General features: G+C 64.8%; 13 protein-coding genes. 6 read left to right on the forward strand and 7 right to left on the reverse strand.

Annotation, left to right across the window (positions count from 1 at the left end; translation table 11 throughout):
- Positions 1-15: 15 nt before the first annotated feature.
- Both N2602_RS12990 and N2602_RS12995 read right to left on the reverse strand, forming a co-directional pair.
- Complete coding sequence (locus tag N2602_RS12990) at positions 16-960, reverse strand: metallophosphoesterase (RefSeq protein WP_260382875.1); 945 nt, start codon at positions 958-960, stop codon at positions 16-18.
- 223 nt (positions 961-1,183) lie between these two features.
- Positions 1,184-2,803, reverse strand: a complete 1,620-nt coding sequence (locus N2602_RS12995; RefSeq protein ID WP_260382876.1) for a GMC family oxidoreductase — start codon at positions 2,801-2,803, stop codon at positions 1,184-1,186.
- Between the two features lie 172 nt (positions 2,804-2,975).
- On the opposite strand from N2602_RS12995, the gene N2602_RS13000 reads away from it, so the two are divergent.
- Positions 2,976-4,148 carry a M20 aminoacylase family protein gene (locus tag N2602_RS13000; protein ID WP_172784138.1) on the forward strand — a complete coding sequence of 391 codons (1,173 nt, stop codon included), beginning with the start codon at positions 2,976-2,978 and terminating at the stop codon, positions 4,146-4,148.
- A gap of 150 nt (positions 4,149-4,298) precedes the next feature.
- On the opposite strand, the gene N2602_RS13005 is transcribed toward N2602_RS13000, so the two are convergent.
- The 3 genes from N2602_RS13005 to N2602_RS13015 form a co-directional block, all read right to left on the reverse strand.
- Complete coding sequence (locus N2602_RS13005) at positions 4,299-5,927, reverse strand: inorganic phosphate transporter (protein ID WP_260382877.1); 1,629 nt, start codon at positions 5,925-5,927, stop codon at positions 4,299-4,301.
- Between the two features lie 117 nt (positions 5,928-6,044).
- Positions 6,045-7,487 carry a UdgX family uracil-DNA binding protein gene (locus tag N2602_RS13010; protein ID WP_260382878.1) on the reverse strand — a complete coding sequence of 481 codons (1,443 nt, stop codon included), beginning with the start codon at positions 7,485-7,487 and terminating at the stop codon, positions 6,045-6,047.
- Positions 7,487-8,722, reverse strand: a complete 1,236-nt coding sequence (locus N2602_RS13015; protein WP_260382879.1) for a putative DNA modification/repair radical SAM protein — start codon at positions 8,720-8,722, stop codon at positions 7,487-7,489. Before N2602_RS13015 ends, N2602_RS13010 begins: the two co-directional genes overlap by 1 nt.
- 162 nt (positions 8,723-8,884) lie before the next feature.
- Between N2602_RS13015 and N2602_RS13020 the strand changes: the two genes are divergently transcribed.
- From N2602_RS13020 to N2602_RS13030, 3 genes are read left to right on the forward strand one after another with little or no spacing between them, the layout of a single operon-like run.
- Positions 8,885-9,673, forward strand: coding sequence for an ImuA family protein (locus tag N2602_RS13020; RefSeq protein WP_260382880.1), 789 nt, complete (start codon positions 8,885-8,887; stop codon positions 9,671-9,673).
- Positions 9,570-11,165 carry a DNA polymerase Y family protein gene (locus N2602_RS13025; protein ID WP_260382881.1) on the forward strand — a complete coding sequence of 532 codons (1,596 nt, stop codon included), beginning with the start codon at positions 9,570-9,572 and terminating at the stop codon, positions 11,163-11,165. The genes N2602_RS13020 and N2602_RS13025 overlap by 104 nt, the downstream gene beginning before the upstream one ends.
- Positions 11,162-14,734, forward strand: coding sequence for an error-prone DNA polymerase (locus N2602_RS13030; RefSeq protein ID WP_260382882.1), 3,573 nt, complete (start codon positions 11,162-11,164; stop codon positions 14,732-14,734). Before N2602_RS13025 ends, N2602_RS13030 begins: the two co-directional genes overlap by 4 nt.
- Positions 14,735-14,997: 263 nt before the next feature.
- Here the strand turns inward: N2602_RS13030 and N2602_RS13035 are convergent, their stop codons facing one another.
- Both N2602_RS13035 and N2602_RS13040 read right to left on the reverse strand, forming a co-directional pair.
- Positions 14,998-15,768 carry an SDR family NAD(P)-dependent oxidoreductase gene (locus N2602_RS13035; protein WP_260382883.1) on the reverse strand — a complete coding sequence of 257 codons (771 nt, stop codon included), beginning with the start codon at positions 15,766-15,768 and terminating at the stop codon, positions 14,998-15,000.
- 173 nt (positions 15,769-15,941) lie between these two features.
- Complete coding sequence (locus tag N2602_RS13040) at positions 15,942-16,229, reverse strand: hypothetical protein (RefSeq protein WP_057027154.1); 288 nt, start codon at positions 16,227-16,229, stop codon at positions 15,942-15,944.
- A 137-nt stretch (positions 16,230-16,366) separates the two neighbouring features.
- Here N2602_RS13040 and N2602_RS13045 point away from each other — a divergent pair, with 137 nt between their 5' ends.
- Both N2602_RS13045 and N2602_RS13050 read left to right on the forward strand, forming a co-directional pair.
- The gene (locus tag N2602_RS13045) at positions 16,367-17,767 is read left to right on the forward strand and encodes a CoA transferase (protein ID WP_260382884.1); all 1,401 of its coding nucleotides are present in this window, start codon (positions 16,367-16,369) and stop codon (positions 17,765-17,767) included.
- A 145-nt stretch (positions 17,768-17,912) separates the two neighbouring features.
- Positions 17,913-19,163, forward strand: a complete 1,251-nt coding sequence (locus tag N2602_RS13050) for an efflux RND transporter periplasmic adaptor subunit (protein ID WP_212259666.1) — start codon at positions 17,913-17,915, stop codon at positions 19,161-19,163.
- Positions 19,164-19,179: the final 16 nt, after the last annotated feature.

A 19,179-nucleotide genomic window follows, 5' to 3' on the forward strand; every position in this document is an offset into this window, starting at 1 on the left:
AGCTTCCGTTCAGCCTTAGCCCTGCAGCGGCGTGTCGATGATCGCGAGCCGCTGCTCGTTCTGCTTGAAGTTGATGCTGGCTACCCCAAGCATGGAGCGCAGCCTTGCGTCCTCGACCTTCATCGGACCGGGCGAGGGCGCGGCCCCCGGCGCCGGCTGCGGGAAGGCGGTCGAGCGCGCGGTGTGGAAGGTGACGTTGCCCTCGACCTTCTGCATCACCTGATGAATGTGCCCGTTCAGCACGGTGACCGAGCCAAAGCCCTTGACGTATTCCAGCGCGCGGCCGCCGTCCTCGGTGCCCCAACCCCATTGCGGATAGACGGTCCAGAGCGGGATGTGCGCGAACAGCACGATCGGCGTCGATTTCGACTTGCCGCGCAGATCGTCCTCGAGCCAGGCGAGCTGCTCGGCGCCGAGATTGCCCAGGCCCCCGGCCTTGAGGTCGACCACGTTGACGAGGCCGATCAAGTGCACGCCGCCGGCGTCGAACGAGTACCAGCCGTGACCTTTGGTGCCGCGGCCGTAGCGTTCGCGATAGAGCTTCACCTCCTCATCGATGAAATCATGCTCGCCGGGCACGTAATGCACGTCGAGCTTGGTCTGCGAGATGATGCGCTCGGCATTGTCGAACTCGGCGGCTTTCGACAGATGCGTGATGTCGCCGGTGTGGATCATGAACGACGGCTTTGCAGGCATCGCGTTGATCTTGTTCACGGCCTCTTCCAGCGTGCCGAGCGCGTTGGGGTTGGCCGGCTTGTCGAAGCCGACATGGCTGTCGCTGATCTGGAGGAAGCTCATGCCGGGCGCGGCCGCGGTTGCAGCTTGCGCCGAATCGATGATGCCGAGCGAGCGCGGCACGCCGCCCGTGACGGTCCAGAGCACCCCGGTGCCGGCCCAGGTCATGCATTCCAGCACCTTGCGGCGGCTGACGCCGTCGTCCCCGTGATTGTCTCCGCTCATCGCGCCTCTCCACGTCGCCCGGAATTGGGCTTCGGGGAGGTGATCGGGGGAGGGAGGGACTTATTCCCGGATGGGATGACGATTTCGTGAGTGCAGTCTCGTGTCCCGGACAAGGCGCAGCGCCGCTTGGCGCTGCGCCGCAGAGCCGGGACCCAGGGCCGCAATGGGTCCCGGCTCAGCGTCGCACCGCTTCGCGCTGCGCGCGTCCGGGACACGATAGCGTCTACTTCGCATCCTCCAGGATCATGGTCGCACCCTTCTCCGCGATCATCGCGGTCGGCGTGTTGGTGTTGCCCGACGTAATCGTCGGCATGATCGAGGCATCGACGATGCGCAAGCCGTCAAGGCCATAGAAGCGCAGGCGCTCATCCACTACCGCCATCGGGTCGTTTGCCGTGCCCATCTTCGCGGTGCCGACGGGGTGGAAAATGGTGGTGCCGATGTCGCCGGCGGCCTTTGCCAGCGAGGCGTCGTCATCGCCGACCGTCGGCCCCGGCAGATATTCGCTGGGCCGGTATTTTGCCAGCGCCTTCTGCCGCATCAGGCGGCGCGTGGTGCGGATGGCGTCCGCGGCGACCTGGCGGTCGTCGTCCGTCGACAGGTAGCTCGGCGCGATGATCGGCTTCTCCTCAGGCGTTGCCGAACGAAGCCGAACGGTGCCGCGCGAGGTCGGCTGCAGATTGCAGGCACTGACGGTGATCGCAGGGAAGCGATGCAGGGGATCGCCGAACTTGTCGAGCGACAGCGGCTGCACGTGGAACTGGATGTTGGCGCGGGCGCGCGTCGCATCGGAGCGCGTGAAGATGCCGAGCTGCGAGGGTGCCATGGTCAGCGGACCGCGGCGGCGGAAGGCGTAGTCGAGCCCCATCAGGCCGCGGCGGAACAGATTGTAATAGGTCTCGTTCAGCGTGCGCACGCCCTCGACCTTGTAGATCGCGCGTTGCTGGAGATGGTCTTGGAGATTGCGCCCGACGCCGGGCTTGTCCATGACGATGTCGATGCCGAGCGGCGACAGCCAGTCGGCAGGGCCGATGCCGGAGCGATGCAGCACCTGCACCGAGCCGATGGAGCCTGCCGAGAGCACCACCTCGCGCTTCGCGCGCGCCTCGATGATCTCGCCGTTCTGGATGAAGCGCACGCCGACGGCGCGGCCCTGCTCGATGATGAGGCGGTCGACCAGCACGTGCTTCTCGAGCCGCAGGTTCGGACGGTTGAGCGCGGGCTTGAGGAAGCCGCGCGCCGACGACCAGCGCCGGCCGCGCTTCTGGTTGACATGGAAATAGCTGGTGCCTTCGTTGTCGCCGGTGTTGAAATCCGGGATGCGCTTGATGCCCATCTCCTCGGCCGCGTCACCGACGGCATCGAGAACAGCCCATGACAGCCGCGGCGCCTCGATGCGCCAACCGCCCCCGGCGCCGTGATGCTCGCTGGCGCCAAGGAAGTGGTCCTCGAGGCGCTTGAACAGCGGCAGCACGTCGTCATAGCCCCAGCCGGTCAGGCCAAGCTGGCGCCAGTGATCGTAGTCGGCAGCCTGTCCGCGCATCGAGATCATGGCGTTGATCGCCGAGCAGCCGCCGATCACCTTGCCGCGCGGATAGGCCAGCGAACGGCCGTTCAGGCCGGGCTCGGCCTCGGTCTTGAACATCCAGTCCGAACGCGGATTGCCGATGGCGAAGAGATAGCCGACCGGAATGTGGAACCAGATCCAATTGTCGTCGCCGCCGGCTTCCAGGATGAGGACGCGGTTGTTGCGATCAGCTGACAGCCGGTTCGCGATGATACAGCCTGCCGTACCGGCTCCGACGACAATGTAGTCAAACTCACCTTCAAGCCGCCTCGGCATTCTGCTTCCACCCGAATGGTCTCTTTGCGTTCGTCTAATAGGCCGACGCAGCCGATCGGGACAAGCCCGGCCATGCCGGGTGAACAGGGCTAGACCCCGATTGCCGGCGGTTGGGTGGACCGACGCTTGCATGGTAGACAGTCCTGTATTTCCAACCAGCTCGAGACCTTCCATGCCCATCGTGAACCGCGTCGCCGACCTTCAACCCGATATCCAGGCTTGGCGGCGGGACATCCATCAGCATCCCGAGCTGCTGTACGATGTCCACCGCACCGCAGCATTCGTTGCGGACCGGCTGCGGGAGTTCGGCTGCGATGAGGTCGTGACCGGCCTCGGCCAGACCGGCGTTGTCGGCGTGATCAAGGGCAACAAGCCGGCCGGCGAGGGGCTCAAGGTGATCGGCATGCGTGCCGACATGGACGCGCTGCCGGTCGAGGAGCAGACCAATCTGCCTTACGCCTCCAAGACACCCGGCAAGATGCACGCCTGCGGTCATGACGGCCACACCGCGATGCTGCTCGGGGCGGCCCGCTATCTCGCCGAGACGCGCAATTTTGCCGGCGATGCCGTGGTGATCTTCCAGCCCGCCGAGGAGGGCGGCGCCGGCGGCGCGGCCATGGTCAAGGACGGCCTGATGGAGCGCTTCGGCATCGAGCAGGTCTACGGCATGCACAACGGCCCAGGCATCCCGGTCGGCTCGTTCGCGATCCGGCCAGGCCCCATCATGGCGGCGACCGACGAGGTCGACATTATGATCGAAGGCCTCGGCGGCCACGCCGCGCGTCCGCACAAATGCGTCGATTCCGTGCTGGTCGGCGCGCAGGTAATCACGGCCCTGCAGTCGATCGTCTCCCGCAGCGTCGATCCCCTGGAATCGGCGGTGATCTCGATCTGCGAGTTCCACGCCGGCAACGCCCGCAACGTCATTCCGCAGACCGCGACGCTGAGAGGCACCATCCGTACGCTGACGCCGGAGGTGCGCAAGCTGGTCGAGAAGCGCGTGCATGAGGTCGTGGCGGGCGTGGCGCAGATCACCGGCGCCAAGATCGACCTGCACTACAAGCGCAACTATCCCGTCGTGAACAACCATGCCGCGGAAACCGAGGTGGCACGGCGCATCGCCACGCAGGTCGCGGGCGAGTCCCATGTGCACGAGATGGCGCCGCTGATGGGCGGCGAGGATTTCGCCTACATGCTGGAAGCGCGGCCCGGCGCCTTCATCTTCTGCGGCAACGGCGACAGCGCCGGCCTGCATCACCCCGCCTACAATTTCAACGACGAGGCGATCGTCTACGGCACGTCCTATTGGGTGAAGCTGGTCGAGGAGCAGCTCGCGGCGTCGTAGCTTTTCGTCACCTCGCCCCGCTTGCGGGGAGAGGTCGGCGCGAAGCGCCGGGTGAGGGGGACTCTCCGCGAGTCCATCTGTCACTATTTTCTCGGATGAAGCCCCTCACCCCAGCTCTCTCCCCGTAAAAACGGGGAGAGGGAGAGGCTCTCAGAACATCCGCGAGAAGATCACATAGAGCGTCGCCGACAGCATGATCGCGCAGGGCAGCGTCAGCACCCAGGCCATCAGCAGGTTGCGGATCGTCGACCATTGCAGGCCCGAACCGTTCGCCGCCATGGTGCCGGCGACGCCCGACGACAGCACATGCGTGGTGGAGACCGGAAGGCCGAACACGTCGGCCGCGCCGATCGTGGCGGCGGCCACGAGCTCGGCGGACGCTCCTTGCGCGTAGGTGAGATGGCTCTTGCCGATCTTCTCGCCGACCGTGATGACGATGCGCTTCCATCCGATCATGGTGCCGAGGCCGAGCGCGATGGCGACCGCGATCTTCACCCAGTTCGGGATGAACTTCGTGGCGGCATCGAGCGATCCCTTGTAGGCGTTCAGCGTCGCGATCTCCTCCTTGGTGAGATCGTTCTCCTTGTCCTTCATCAGGAAGCGGATCGCTTCGGAGGTCATGTACATGTCGTTGCGGGTGTTGCCGACGGCTTCCGCGGGCACCTTGTTCAGCGTGCCATATTTGGCGACCTGGTCGCCGACGTCCTTCACCAGCACGGCAAGCGAGGGATAGGTGCCCTCGTTGATGTGGCGCAGCGTGATGTACTGCGTCACGGCGGGGCGGGGATCGCCGATGATGCTGTGGCCGGCGCCCTTCGCCGAGATCACCTTGGCGGCGGCATCGGAGGTCTTCTGGAACTGGACGACCTGCGATTCCGGCAGCGCGCGGTTGAGCGCGTAGGCCGTCGGTACGGTGCCGATCAGGATCAGCATGATCAGGCCCATGCCCTTCTGGCCGTCGTTCGAGCCGTGCGCGAAGCTGACGCCGGTGCACGTCGCGATCAAGAGGCCGCGGATCCACAGCGGCGGCGCCTTGTTGCCCTCCGGCGCGGAATAGAGCGCCGGGTTGCGCACGATGAACTTGAGCAGGAGCAACAGCGTGGCGGCGCAGATGAAGCCGAACAGGGGCGACAGCAGCAGCGCGTAGCCGATCTCGGTCGCCTTGGTCCAGTCCACGCCCGAGGTGCCGTCGCGGCCGCGCATGACGGCGTTGGCGACGCCGACGCCGATGATCGAGCCGATCAGCGTATGCGAGGAGGAGGCGGGCAGGCCGAAAAACCAGGTGCCGAGATTCCACAGGATGGCGGCGATCAGCAGCGCGAACACCATGGCAAAACCGGCGCTGGAGCCGACCTGGAGGATCAGCTCGACCGGCAGCAGCGAGACGATGCCGAAGGCGACCGCGCCGGAGGACAGGAGCACGCCGAGGAAGTTGAAGAAGCCCGACCACATCACCGCGACTTCGGCCGGCAGCGAATGGGTGTAGATCACGGTCGCCACCGCATTGGCGGTGTCGTGGAAGCCGTTGACGAATTCGAAGCCCAGCGCGATCAGGAGCGCGACGAACAGGAGGATGTAGGGCAGGTAGGTCGTGACCCGCGCGCCGGTGGCATTGACGTCGACATAGATGCTGTAAGCGACGAACAGCAGGCCCGCGGCGAGGATGCCGAAGAACAGGATCATCGTCAGCGGATTGAAGCCCTTGTCGAGATTTGGCCGCGAGGCCGGCTGGACGGGCGCGGGATCTGCTACCGCGCGGTCGAATGCAACATCGGTCATGTCTGGACGCCCCTTAACTTTCAGGTCAAGGCATTGTCCGCGATGGATTTGAAGCCTGGATGACAACCGAGGCGCGAAAGCCGTTTTCCTGCAAGTATGCCGTTGTCCTGCCAGTGCTTAGGCGGCGCGTGCGGCCTTTTTCTGCAAGCCGGCGGCGATCTTCAGATCCTCGACAAAGCGTCGATACTCCAGCACCTTGGCTTCGGGATCGGGCAGCCGCAGCAGATAGGACGGATGCACCGTCACGAGCGCCTTGCGCCCGTCGGGAAGATCGATCAACCGGCCGCGGTTCTTGCCGATGGGAGTGATCTTGCCGAACACGCTCTGCGCGGCAGTTGCGCCCATCGCCACGATAAGATCGGGCTGGATTGCCGAAACTTCCCGCTCATACCATTGCCGGCACGCCCGGATCTCCGGGGTGTTCGGCTTCTGGTGCAGGCGGATCTTTCCGCGCGGCACGAATTTGAAGTGCTTCACCGCGTTGGTGACATAGACCTTCTTGCGGTCGACGCCGGCCTCCTCCAGCGCGCGGTCGAGCATCTGCCCGGCCGGGCCGACGAAGGGGTGACCGGCGAGGTCTTCCTTGTCGCCGGGCTGCTCGCCGACCAGCATGATGTTGGCATTCTTCGGGCCTTCGCCGAACACGGTCTGCGTCGCGTCCTTGTACAGATGGCAGGCGCGGCAATGCGCGGCCTCCTCGCGGAGCGTTTCGAGATCGTCGGCAGCTGGCTTGCGTTTCATCGGAGCCTCCGGCCGCTTCTGAGGCTTATGCGGATCGGTTGCGGCATTGGCGATCATGGCACCGGTCATGCGTTCGGCGTCCTCGATCAAGGGCTTAATGATCGAAGCCTCGGGCAGGTTCCTCCAATATTTCTTCGGCATCTCGGCCTGCATCGCCTTCACCTTGAGCCGGGCCGGATTGAAGATGCTGGCGTAGTAATGCCGCCAGGTTTCCTCGAGACGGTCTTCGCCCGGCGCCTCGCTCTTGCTGACGCCCGGCGTGAACGAGAGCGCATGGCCGTCCCAATGCGCGCAGAGGTCCGGGGTCAGGATCGACCAGGGCATGTCGGCAAAGCGCTTGGCGAAGAACGGCGCGGCGAGCTCGACGATATGATGCTCCGGCTCGAACCAGGCGACGTAATGCGCCTGGCGTTCCCGGCCGATCTCGCGGAAGCGGACGAAGGCATGCATCTTGTGCTCGTCGCGATAGACCGCTTTCGCCATGGAAGTGACGCGCGCGACATCAGGATCGGTCGCGACCTCGATGAGATCGTGGTTGTCCTTCAGCCGGAACAGCAAGCGATAGAGGATCGCAAAGCGCTCGCCGTCGCGGTGCAGGATCGCCGCCTTGGCGAGCTCGACGAATTTGCCTGATACGTTGAAGGTACCGTCGTTCACCTCGAGGATCGGAGACGGCGCGGGGGACGCGAACAACTCGGCTTCGCCGCCTTGCACGGTCCAGGTGACGTCGCTGGGCGGCACGTGGTGAAGCACGAGGCTGCGCGCGGCATTGCGCCAGCCGTCGAAATCGGTTTCGGTGTCGAGGGTGATGTACTGCATCAGAAGCCAAATCCCAGTTGCGTTGCCTTCGGCTTGAACCGTTCGATCAGCCCGGCGGAATCGAGACGATGCGATGAGGGGCGGTGATCGCTGAGGACGATGAACGGCAGCGCCTTGTTGCGTGGCACATGCAGCCGCGCGAGATCGGCGAGGCGGATCGTGGTGGTGCGCCTTGTTGCGATGATGCGGTCGACCGTCCTGGTGCCGAAGCCCGGAACGCGCAGCAGTTCCTCACGGCTGGCGCGGTTGACGTCGAGCGGGAAGCGGTCGCGGTGGCGCAGCGCCCAGGCGAGCTTGGGATCGATGTCGAGCGGCAGCATCGCGCTGTCGTCGACGATCTCGCCGACGTCGAAGCCGTAGAACCGCATCAGCCAGTCGGCCTGGTAGAGCCGGTGCTCGCGCAGCAGCGGCGGCGCGCGCAGGGGCAGTGCGCGGCTGGCATCGGGGATCGGGCTGAAGGCGGAGTAATAGACGCGCCGCAGCCGGTAGGCGCCGTAAAGGTTGGCGCTGGTGTGGAGAATGGTGTGATCGGAGGCGCTATCTGCGCCGACGATCATCTGCGTACTTTGGCCTGCGGGCGCGAAGCGCTGCGGCTTGGCCTTTGTTTTCGTTGTGCGGTTCTCCTCGGCCTCGTCCAGCTTCAGCCGCAGCCGGCCCATGGTGCGGCGGATCGCGCGCACGTCCTTCTCCGGCGCGAATTGCTGCAGGCTCGTCTCCTCAGGCATCTCGATGTTGATCGAAAGGCGGTCGGCATATTTGCCCGCCTCCGCGATCAGCGCGTCGTCGGCCTCGGGAATGGTCTTGAGATGGATGTAGCCGCGGAAGTGATGCTCCTCGCGCAGTTTGCGCGCGACGCTCACCACTTGCTCCATCGTGTAGTCGGGGCTGCGGATGATGCCGGAGGAGAGAAACAGGCCCTCGATGTAGTTGCGCCGGTAGAAGTCGAGCGTGAGCTTGACCAATTCGTCGATGGTGAAGCGGGCGCGTGCTACGTTCGAGGACGCGCGGTTGACGCAATAGAGGCAATCGTAATTGCAGGCGTTGGTCAGCAGCACCTTGAGCAGGGAGATGCAGCGTCCGTCCGGCGCGTAGGAATGGCAGATGCCCATGCCTGGCGCGGTCGAGCCCATGCCCTTGCCGTCGCTGGAATCCCGCTTCTCGGTGCCGCTGGAGGCGCAGGATGCGTCGTATTTGGCGGCATCCGCCAGAATCTCCAGTTTGCGTTGCACGTCCATTTGGAAATCCCTTTGATTCAACTCATGAATCCGACAGCGCGCCAATTCGATTGACTCTTCGAGCACCGTTAGCTTTATATTAGAACATATCATGAACAAATGAGCCAGCCGTTGGTTCTTCTTTTGAAGACCACGGCACCAATTCCTGAAGGAGCGGCGAGCATGAGCGGCGCACGCATCAGCGCGCTTGCGACCTTGCGCAGCCAGATCGAGCGCATCGAGACGGCGGAGGTCGTGCATCAACACGATCGCGTCGCGCTCGGCCACAGCGAGGCCGACAGCGCGCTGAAGGGCGGGCTCGCGCGCGCGGCAATCCACGAGGTGTTTTGCGAGGGGCGCCAGGGCGCGGCCGCGACGGGCTTTGTCATGGGGCTTGCGGGACGCGTGAGCGCGCGTCGGCCGCTGCTGTGGGTGCGACAGGATTTTTCGGAGCTCGAAGCCGGTGCGCTGTCGATGAGCGGGCTTGCCGAACTCGGCCTCGATCCGCGCCGTGTCGTGATGGTGCGCGCGGCCGATGTCGAGAGCGCGTTGCGCACCTCGGCGGATGCGCTCGCCTGCGATGCGCTCGGCGCCGTCATGCTCGAGCTCTGGGGCGAGACCAGACAGTTCGATCTCGTGGCAAGCCGCAAGTTGACGCTGGCCGCGCAAGGCTCGGGCGTTACCGGCCTCTTGCTGCGGATGGCGGCGCAGCCGCTGCCTTCGACCGCGGAAACACGATGGATGCTGCGGGCGGCGCATTCGCCGCCGGGCTCGGTGTGGAGTGCCTGGGGCGCGCCGGTGTTCGATGCCGAACTCTTGCGCAATCGTCATGGCCCATGCGGCCGGTGGATCATGGAATGGAATTGTGATGAGTGCCAGTTCAGTGAACCGTCGACGTATCCTCAGCCTGTGGCTGCCGCGCCTGCCCATCGACAGGATCCAGCGGTTCTTCAACAGCGCCGGGTTGGGTAAGACCAATCATGAGCCTGATATCGTCGTCATCAAGGACAACAATGCGCTGGTGATCCATGCGCTGGACGAGGCCGCCGAGCGCCTCGGCCTGTATATCGGCCAGCCGCTCGCCAATGCGCGGGCGATGTGTCCGGACCTGCGTGTGTTCGACGCCGACCCTGTCGCTGATGCCAAGACGCTCAGCGATATCGCCGACTGGTGCGATCGTTTCACGCCGCTGGTGGCGCTCGATGCGCCGCACGGGCTGTTTCTTGACATCACCGGCTGCGCCCATCTGTTCGGCGGTGAGGCCGCGCTGCTCAAGACGCTGGTCCGCGCGCTCGGCCGGCAAGGCTTTGCCGTCAGCGCGGCGATCGCCGGCACCTCGATCTGCGCCCGCACGCTGACGCGGCAGGCATCCGGCACCATCGTTGCCGATGGCGGCGAGGCGGAGGCGATCAGGTCGTTTCCAGTCTCCGCGCTCGGTGCAGGTGAAGCCAACACCACCGGTCTGCGTCGCGCCGGGCTGAAGACCATCGGCGATGTCGCATCGCGCAGCGCCTCCGAGATCACGGCGCGGTTCGGCGCGCGCTTCTCCACGCTGCTCGCCCATGCACTGGGGCAGGGCGATGCGCCGATTAGCCCGCGAAAACCGCTGCCCGATTACATTGTGGAAAAACGCTTTGCCGAGCCGATCGCGACCGACACCATGATCGCGATGACGCTGTCGCGGCTGGCCGACACGCTTGTTACGTCCATGGAGAAGCAGGGCAAAGGCGCACGGCGACTTGAAGCGGCATTCTTCCGCACCGATGGCGTGGTGCGCACGATCACGGTCGAAACCGGACGTCCCGTAACGCGAAGCGCCGTGATCGACCGCCTGTTCCGCGAGCGGCTCGATGCACTCGCAGATCCCCTCGATCCCGGCTTCGGCTTCGACATGGTGCGGTTGTCGGCGAGCCGCACCGAGACCGTGGTGCAGGAGCAGCGCGATCTCGATGCCCATGTCCACGACAATGACGAGCTCGCCGCGCTGATCGACCGCATCGCCGCGCGCATCGGGGGAAAACGCGTCGTCGTGCACCTGCCTGAGGATACTCATATCCCCGAAAGCGCGGTGCTGGCCGCATCGGCGCAGCATCATCTCACCGCCGCCATGCAGGCGGAATGGCCTGTTCGTACCGAGAGCGAGCCGCCGCTGCGTCCCTTGCGGCTGTTCGACAAGCCGGAGCCGATCAAGGTGCCGTTCGCGACCGTGCCCGATGGCCCGCCGCATCAATTCACCTGGCGCCGCGCGCTGCATGCGGTGGTGCGGGTGGAGGGCCCCGAGCGCATCGCGATGGAATGGTGGCGGCAGGACGGCAAGCAGCTGACGCGGGATTATTTCCGCATCGAGGATGCCGAGGGCCTGCGCTTCTGGATCTTTCGCGACGGTCTCTATGAAGGCGAGGTGTTCGACGGTGACGGCAAGCCTGCGTCTCCCGGCTGGTATGTGCACGGTCTCTTCGCATGAACACGCTTGGCTATGCCGAGATCGGCATCACCACCAACTTCTCCTTCCTGCGCGGCGGCTCGGATCCGCGTGCCTATGTGCATCAGGCCAGCGCTCTGGGAATTCCGGTGATCGGCATCGCCGACCACAACACGCTCGCCGGCGTGGTGCGTGCCTGGAACGAGCTCGACAATGACGAGGTGCTGCACAAGCCGAAACTGTTGATCGGCGCCCGCATCGTCTTCATGGATGGCACGCCCGACATCCTGGTCTATCCACGCGATCGCGCCGCCTATGGCCGGCTGTGTCAGCTCCTCACGAGGGGCAAGCGCGGCGACGACATCACGCGGATCGAGAAAGGCGAGTGCCGTCTCACCTTCGCCGATCTCCTGGAATTCTCGCAAGGCCAGCTCCTGATCCTGACGCTGCCGCATCGTTTCGAGCCGGCGCAGGCGCTGGATGTTCTCGCAAAGCTTAGGGATAGCCGTGCCGAGGGCGTGTGGCTGGCGGCGAGCCTGCTCTATCGCGGCGACGACAGGCGGCGCCTCTCGCGGCTCGATGATCTCGCCGCAAAGGCCAAGGTGCCGCTGCTCGCGACCAACGAGGTGCTGTATCACGATCCTCGCCGCCGTCCGCTTCAGGACGTGCTGACCTGCATCCGGGAAAAGACCACGATCGAGGCGATTGGACGGAAGCTCGAAGCCAATGCCGAGCGCTTCCTGAAGACGCCGCGCGAAATGGCGCGGCTGTTCCGCGATTTTCCCGAGGCGATCGCAGAGACCATGCGCTTTGCGGACGCAATCGAGTTCTCGCTCGATCAGCTCAAGTACCAATATCCCGACGAGCCGGTACCGCCGGGCAAGACCGCGCAGGGGCATCTGGAGGACCTGACCTGGGCGGGCGTCGACAAATATTTCGGCGGCAAGATCGACGACAAGCTGCGCGCGACCTTGAACAAGGAGCTCGCGCTGATCGCCGAGCTGAAATACGCGCATTACTTCCTCACCGTGCACGACATCGTCCACTACGCGCGCAGCCAGAACATTTTGTGCCAGGGCCGCGGTTCGGCAGCGAACTCGGCCGTGTGTTACGTGCTCGGCGTCACCTCGGTCGACCCGACCAAGGTCGATCTGTTGTTCGAACGCTTCATCTCCAAGGAGCGGCTGGAGCCGCCCGACATCGACGTCGATTTCGAGCATTCGCGCCGCGAGGAGGTGATGCAATATGTCTATCGGCGCTACGGCCGCCACCGCGCCGCGATCATCGCCACCGTCATTCATTATCGCCCGCGCAGCGCCATCCGCGACGTCGGCAAGGCGCTGGGCCTGAGCGAGGACGTCACCGCCGCGCTCGCCGACACCGTCTGGGGCAGCTGGGGCAAGGGCCTCAACGACATGCAGGTCCGCCAGGCCGGGCTCGATCCGCAAAATCCCATGATCAACCTCGCGGTCGAGCTTGCGACCGAGCTGATCGAATTCCCGCGTCACCTGTCCCAGCATGTCGGCGGCTATGTACTGACGCAGGACCGGCTCGACACCTATGTGCCGATCGGCAATGCCGCGATGGACGATCGCACCTTCATCGAATGGGACAAGGACGACGTCGACGCGCTTCATATGATGAAGGTCGACGTGCTCGCGCTGGGCATGCTGACCTGCATCAGGAAATGTTTCGATCTCATCGACCAGCACAAGGGCGAGCGTTTTGTGCTTGCGAGCGTTCCCCAAGACGATCCCAACGTCTACGACATGCTGTGCCGCGGGGAATCGCTTGGCGTGTTCCAGGTCGAGAGCCGCGCGCAGATGAACATGCTGCCGCGGCTGAAGCCGCGCACCTTCTACGATCTCGTCATCGAGGTCGCGATCGTGCGCCCCGGGCCGATCCAGGGCGACATGGTGCATCCCTACTTGCGGCGGCGGAACGGGCTGGAAAAGGTGAGCTATCCGTCTCCGTCGCCGGACCATGGCGACAAGGACGAGCTTTACAAGGTGCTGCACAAGACGCTCGGTGTCCCGCTGTTCCAGGAGCAGGCGATGCGCATTGCGATCGAGGCCGCGCACTTCACCTCCGAGGAAGCCAACGGCCTGCGCCGCTCGATGGCGACCTTCCGCAACGTCGGCACCATCGGCCAGTACGAGGAGAAGCTGATCGGCAACATGGTCGCCCGCGGCTACGATCCCAATTTCGCCAAAAGCTGTTTTGACCAGATCAAGGGATTTGGCTCCTACGGCTTTCCGGAGAGCCATGCCGCGAGCTTTGCACAGCTGGTCTACATTTCGTCGTGGCTGAAGCACTATCATCCCGACGCCTTCTGCTGCGGTCTGTTGAACTCGCAGCCGATGGGCTTTTATGCGCCGGCGCAGATCGTCGGCGATGCCCGCAAGAACGGCGTCGAGGTGCGCGACATCGACGTGTCCTACAGCTTTGCGCAGAACACGCTGGAAAATACGGATGGCAAATACTGTGCCGTGCGCCTCGGCTTCCGCCAGATCGATGGATTCCACTGGCTGGACGAGGACGAGGAGAGGCTGAAGCGCTCCCAGCTGTCATTCCGAGACTTACCTGAAGAACTTTCCGTGATTGAGCCGGTCTTGCCGCAGGCTCCGTACACCTCTCCCCAAAGGGGAGAGGTCGATTTGCTCCTCGCGATGCGAAGCATCGTCGAGTGCAAATCGGGTGAGGGGGTTCAGGTCCCTCGTGAGACCGTACCCCTCACCCGCGCCTTCGGCGCGACCTCTCCCTATGGGAGAGGTGTAGCACCGCCGATGCCTCAGCAGGACTGGGCCGACCGCATCGTCGCCGCGCGCAACCGCCGGCCCTTCACCTCGCTGGAAGATTTCGCCCGCGACACCGGCCTGCCCAAGCGCGCGCTGATCCTCTTGGCGGATGCCGATGCGTTCCGCTCGCTCGGGCTCGATCGCCGCGAGGCGTTGTGGCAGGTGCGGCGGCTGCCCGACGACGTGCCGCTGCCGCTGTTCGAAGCGGCCACCGCGCGCGAGCAGCCGGACGAAGGCGCAAAACCGCTGCCGGTGATGCCGCCCGCCGAGCAGGTGGTCGCGGACTACCAGACCATCCGCCTGTCGCTGAAGGGCCATCCGATGGAATTCCTGCGCGAGATGTTGACGCGCGAGCGTATCGTCGCCTGCAAGGAGATCAGCCATGAGAACGAGCGGCGCCGCGTCCGCTGCGCCGGTGTGGTCCTGGTGCGGCAGCGGCCGGGCAGCGCCAGCGGCGTCGTGTTCATGACGCTGGAGGACGAAACCGGCATCGCCAATGTCGTGGTGTGGCCCAAGATCATGGAGCAGTACCGGAAAGAGGTGATGGGCGCGCGCCTCATCCTGGTCGAGGGCTACATCCAGAGCAGCCCGGAGAAGGTGACGCATCTCATCGCCCAGCGCATGGTCGACCGCTCGCAGGATCTGGTCGGATTGGCCAACGATGCGCTAAGCCGCAAACATCCGGTGCCCGCAGGCGCCACCGTCGTGGAGCCACTCAACGAAGACCCCCGCGCCCTCGCGGACATGCCCGCGCAAAAAGTCCGTCACCCCCGCAACATCCGCATCCTGCCGCCGTCGCGGGATTTTCATTGAGCGTCGTAAGGCGAGCTGCCCACCACGCCGTCATTGCGAGCGCAGCGAAGCAATCCAGACTGTCCCCGCGGAAAGATGCTGGAATGCTTCGCTACGCTCGCAATGACGAGTTTGCTGACGCGATCGCGCGCCACACTCTCAGCTGCCGTAGGGTGGGCAAAGGCGCGTAAGCGCCGTGCCCACCTTCTGGGATCTCGTCGCGAAAGCGGTGGGCACGCTTCGCTTTGCCCACCCTCCAAGTTCGTCGATGATGATGCCGCCCCTCAAAAATTCACCCGGTTCGAGATCGCACCATCCACGACGAGATTCGAGCCCGTGGTGAATCCCGACACCGGGCTTGCCAGAAACACCGCCGCGTTCGCGATCTCCTGCGGCGTCGCCATGCGGCCGGTCGGGTTGCGCTTCATCGCGTCCTGGTACCGCTCCGGCATGTTCTTCTCGATCATCTCCCAGACGCCGCCCTTGAAATAGACAGTGCCGGGTGACACGACATTCACGCGAATCTTCTTCTTCGCGTATTGCCGCGCCAGTCCCTTGGCCATGTGGATCAGCGCGGCCTTGATTGGGCCGTAGGAGCCGGCCGCGTCCGCCTGCGCCGCGGCGATCGACGAGACGATCACGAAGGCCGCATCGCCGCCTTCGGCGCCGCTTGCCTCGAGGGACGGCCGGGCGGCCTCGAAGGCGTGCACGGCGCCGAGCACGTCGAGCCGGAAATTCTGCTCCCAGGATGCGGGATCGTGCCCTTGCGCCATTGCGCCGGCATTGGAAAACAGCAAGTCGATGCCGCCGAGCGCTTTCCCAGCCGTCTCGATCCAGCTTTTCAGCGCCGCGCCGTCGGTGACGTCGACCGTGCCGCCGGTGGCGTTGATGCCGCTCGCCTTCAACTCCGCGACGGTTGCCGCAACCTGATCGGCGTTGCGCGCGCACACCGCGACATTGGCACCTTCACCGGCCAGCGTCGCCGCAATCGCCCGTCCGATGCCGCGCGTGCCGCCGAGCACGACGGCGTTCTTGCCCTTGAGACCGAGATCCATTGTTGGCTCCTTTTTGGTGGTCGCAGGGACTGTAGCTGTTTCGAGAGACGCCCAGAAGCCCCCACGTCGTCATTGCGAGCGCAGCGAAGCAATCCAGATTGCATCCGCAGAAACAGTCTGGATTGCTTCGTCGCAAGGGCTCCTCGCAATGACGCGGAGAGACGTGGGACTCCTCACTCCGGCGCAGCCCCCACCGGCGGGCCACCGGGCGGGCGGTGCAGGAAGGTCAGCGAGGCATAGGCGCCGGCCCAGGAGCCGATCGCGGCGAAGGCGACATAGAAGGCGTTTTCGGTGTAGCTGATCACGGCGTAAGAGGAGAGCAGGTACCAGACCGCGCTCCAGTTCGCGGCGGGGATGCGCTTGCGCGCGATCACGGCCGAGGTGAACATGACATAGACTGCGTCGGTGGCCGCTGTCGCGATGAACACGGCACCTGCGATGAGGGGATCGATGGCGGCCATTGCATTCCCTTATGTGCTGATGGATGGTCGCGAAACTACAGCATGATCCGGAAGAATGTGCAGCGGTTTTCCGACGCGACAAACGCGGAACGCGCTTGTGCAGAGATCATGCTCAACTGCAAGGGAGAGAAGTGGCCATGCAAAGCCCCGCCGATATTCTCAAGGATATCTGGACCTCCGCCGGTGGCGATCAGGCCGCGCTCGGCCGCGTGCGGCTGACCGGCGAGGAGCCGCAAATCCCGTCCTCGTTTCGCGTTGCCGTCGCCGGCCAGACCACGATCGCGGCGGCCGGCCTTGCCGCCGCCGAGATATGGAAGCTGCGCAGCGGCGAGGCGCAGGACGTCTCCGTCGACATGCGCCATGCCGTCGCCGAATGCCGTTCCGAGCGTTATCTGCGCCGCGACGACAAGCCGCCGCCACCGGCCTGGGACGCCATCGCCGGCGTCTACAGAACCGGCGATGGCCGCTTCGTTCGCTGCCACACCAACTTTCCGCATCACCGCGACGCCGTCTGCAAGGTGCTCGATTGCGAGCCCGAGCGCGAGAAAGTACAGGCCGCATTGATGCAGTGGAAGGGCGAGGATTTCGAAAGCGCGGCCTATGCCGCGGGCGGCGTCGTCGCCTTGATGCGCTCCTACGACGAATGGTCCGCGCACCCGCAGGCGCGCTCCCTCGCGCAATTGCCGCTGCTCTCGATCGAGAAGATCGGTGAGGCGCCGCCAAAGCCGTGGCCAAAAGGCGATCGTCCGCTCTCAGGTCTTCGCGTGCTCGATCTTTCCCGCGTCATCGCCGGCCCCGTCGCCGGCCGCACGCTCGCTGCGCACGGTGCGGACGTGCTGCTGGTGTCAGGACCGGATCTGCCCGCGATCGACTGGCTCACCATCGACACCGGCCGCGGCAAGCTCACCACCTTCATCGAACTGAAGAGCGAGGCCGGCAGGGCGCAGCTGCGCGGGCTGTTGAAGGACGCCGACATCTTCTCGCAAGGCTATCGTCCGCGCGCGCTCGCCGCGCTCGGCTTTGCGCCGGAGCACGCAGCGCAGATCAATCCCGGCATCGTCTATGTCACGCTGTCGGCCTATGGCCACGCCGGCCCCTGGGCCGAGCGGCGCGGCTTCGACTCCCTGGTGCAGACCACGACGGGCTTCAACCATGCCGAAGGTCAGGCCGCCGGCATCGATGGCCCCAAGGAATTGCCGGCACAGATGCTCGACCACGCCACCGGTTATCTGATGGCGTTCGGCGCGATGATGGCCAAGGCACGCCAGGTGCGCGAAGGCGGCAGCTGGCACGTGCGCGTATCGCTGGCGCAGACGGGGCGCTGGCTGTGGAATCTCGGCCGGCTCGAGGGCGGATTGAATACCCCGGATACTACGGGAGAGGCCGTACATGCTGCGTTCATAGAACGCATGCAATCTGGCTTCGGCACGTTGAAGGCGGTGCAGCATTCCGCACTGCTGTCGAAGACGCCGGCGCAATGGAGCCGTCCGGCGATGCCGCTCGGCAGTCATCCGGCGCACTGGCCGGCGCGAAGCTGACATGAAGCTGACGTGTCGCAAAATTTTAACGCAAACGGAAAGGGGCGAGGCGTTTTTTAGGTTGTTTGAACTCCCAATTCGGCACTATTAGCGCGATCGATCAGGCCGTCATTTGCCGAGATCGTCGCAGACACGACCGGGCCCCATGGTAGTTGAGAATACCAAGCGATTGCAGGTGCTTACAAAACAACGGGTGATCGCATCCGTAGTTTTACTAGCTCTCGCCGGCGCCGGTGCCGGAGCGTACGGCTTCTTCTCTTCGGGGGCGAAGGAAAAGAAGCACTCCGAAATCTCCAGCCAGTCGCGCAGGAATGCGCAGACCTTCACGCCGACGCCGTCCGAATGGGCGACGCTGACGATCGAGCCGGTCGCCGCCAGGAGCTTCCGCGCCGAGTATGTCACCGAGGGCAAGGTCGCAGTCGACGAGGACCGCTCGACCCCGGTGTTCTCGCCCTATGCAGGCCGTGTCACCAAGCTGCTCGCAAAGCCGGGCGAGACGCTGAAGCAAGGTCAACCGCTGTTTACGATCGAGGCCGCCGACACCGTGCAGGCCCAGAACGATTTCATCGCGGCGATGACCTCGCAGAACAAGGCGAAGTCGGCGCTCGAGCTTTCCGACATCCAGTTCAAGCGCGCCAAGGACCTCTACGAGGGCCACGCCATTCCGCTGAAGGATTACCAGCAGGCGGAAGCGGCCCAGGTGCAGGCGCGCAACGACATGCGCTCTTCGGTGACGGCGCTGGAAGCCGCGCGCAACAAGCTGCGCATCCTCGGCTTCACCGACGAGGCGATCAGGACGTTCCAGGAAAAAGGCGTCATCGATCGGGAGATCACGATCTATTCGCCGATCTCCGGCACGGTCGTGCAGCGCAAGATCGGCCCGGGCCAATACGTCAATTCCGGCGCGAGCGATCCGGTCTTCGTAGTCGGCGACCTCTCCACGGTCTGGCTCACCGCCTTCGTGCGCGAGAGCGATGCGGCCGCGGTGTGCATCGGGCAGGACATCACCGTCAACGTGATGGCGCTGCCGGGCCGTCCGTTCAGCGCCAAGATCAATTACGTTGCCGCCGCGATCGACCCCGCCACCCGCCGCCTGCTGGTCCGCGCCACGATCGACAACAAGGACGGGCTGCTCAAGCCGGAAATGTTCGCGAACGTCACGATCTATTCGGCCGGCGACCGCGCCGCGCCGGCGGTGCCGAAGCAGGCGCTGATCTACGAGGCCGACAAGGTCCGCCTCTGGGTCGCGCGTGAGGACAAGTCGGTCGAGCTGCGCCAGATCAAGACCGGTCTCATCAACGGCAATCTCGTCGAGGTCACCAGCAATCTGAAGCCCGGCGAGCAGATCGTCACCAAAGGCAGTCTGTTCATCGACCGCGCGGCGTCCGGCAGCTGATCGACGACCCAAGAAA

Origin of the sequence: Bradyrhizobium sp. NC92, assembly GCF_025200865.1 — a bacterium.
Classification (GTDB): domain Bacteria; phylum Pseudomonadota; class Alphaproteobacteria; order Rhizobiales; family Xanthobacteraceae; genus Bradyrhizobium.

What these genes read in the sequence shown, in the direction of transcription:
- N2602_RS12990 (WP_260382875.1), bottom strand. Translation starts at nt 960, where the DNA reads ATGAGCGGAGACAATCACGGGGACGACGGCGTCAGCCGCCGCAAGGTG.
- N2602_RS12995 (WP_260382876.1), bottom strand. Translation starts at nt 2,803, where the DNA reads ATGCCGAGGCGGCTTGAAGGTGAGTTTGACTACATTGTCGTCGGAGCC.
- N2602_RS13000 (WP_172784138.1), top strand. Translation starts at nt 2,976, where the DNA reads ATGCCCATCGTGAACCGCGTCGCCGACCTTCAACCCGATATCCAGGCT.
- N2602_RS13005 (WP_260382877.1), bottom strand. Translation starts at nt 5,927, where the DNA reads ATGACCGATGTTGCATTCGACCGCGCGGTAGCAGATCCCGCGCCCGTC.
- N2602_RS13010 (WP_260382878.1), bottom strand. Translation starts at nt 7,487, where the DNA reads ATGCAGTACATCACCCTCGACACCGAAACCGATTTCGACGGCTGGCGC.
- N2602_RS13015 (WP_260382879.1), bottom strand. Translation starts at nt 8,722, where the DNA reads ATGGACGTGCAACGCAAACTGGAGATTCTGGCGGATGCCGCCAAATAC.
- N2602_RS13020 (WP_260382880.1), top strand. Translation starts at nt 8,885, where the DNA reads ATGAGCGGCGCACGCATCAGCGCGCTTGCGACCTTGCGCAGCCAGATC.
- N2602_RS13025 (WP_260382881.1), top strand. Translation starts at nt 9,570, where the DNA reads ATGAGTGCCAGTTCAGTGAACCGTCGACGTATCCTCAGCCTGTGGCTG.
- N2602_RS13030 (WP_260382882.1), top strand. Translation starts at nt 11,162, where the DNA reads ATGAACACGCTTGGCTATGCCGAGATCGGCATCACCACCAACTTCTCC.
- N2602_RS13035 (WP_260382883.1), bottom strand. Translation starts at nt 15,768, where the DNA reads ATGGATCTCGGTCTCAAGGGCAAGAACGCCGTCGTGCTCGGCGGCACG.
- N2602_RS13040 (WP_057027154.1), bottom strand. Translation starts at nt 16,229, where the DNA reads ATGGCCGCCATCGATCCCCTCATCGCAGGTGCCGTGTTCATCGCGACA.
- N2602_RS13045 (WP_260382884.1), top strand. Translation starts at nt 16,367, where the DNA reads ATGCAAAGCCCCGCCGATATTCTCAAGGATATCTGGACCTCCGCCGGT.
- N2602_RS13050 (WP_212259666.1), top strand. Translation starts at nt 17,913, where the DNA reads ATGGTAGTTGAGAATACCAAGCGATTGCAGGTGCTTACAAAACAACGG.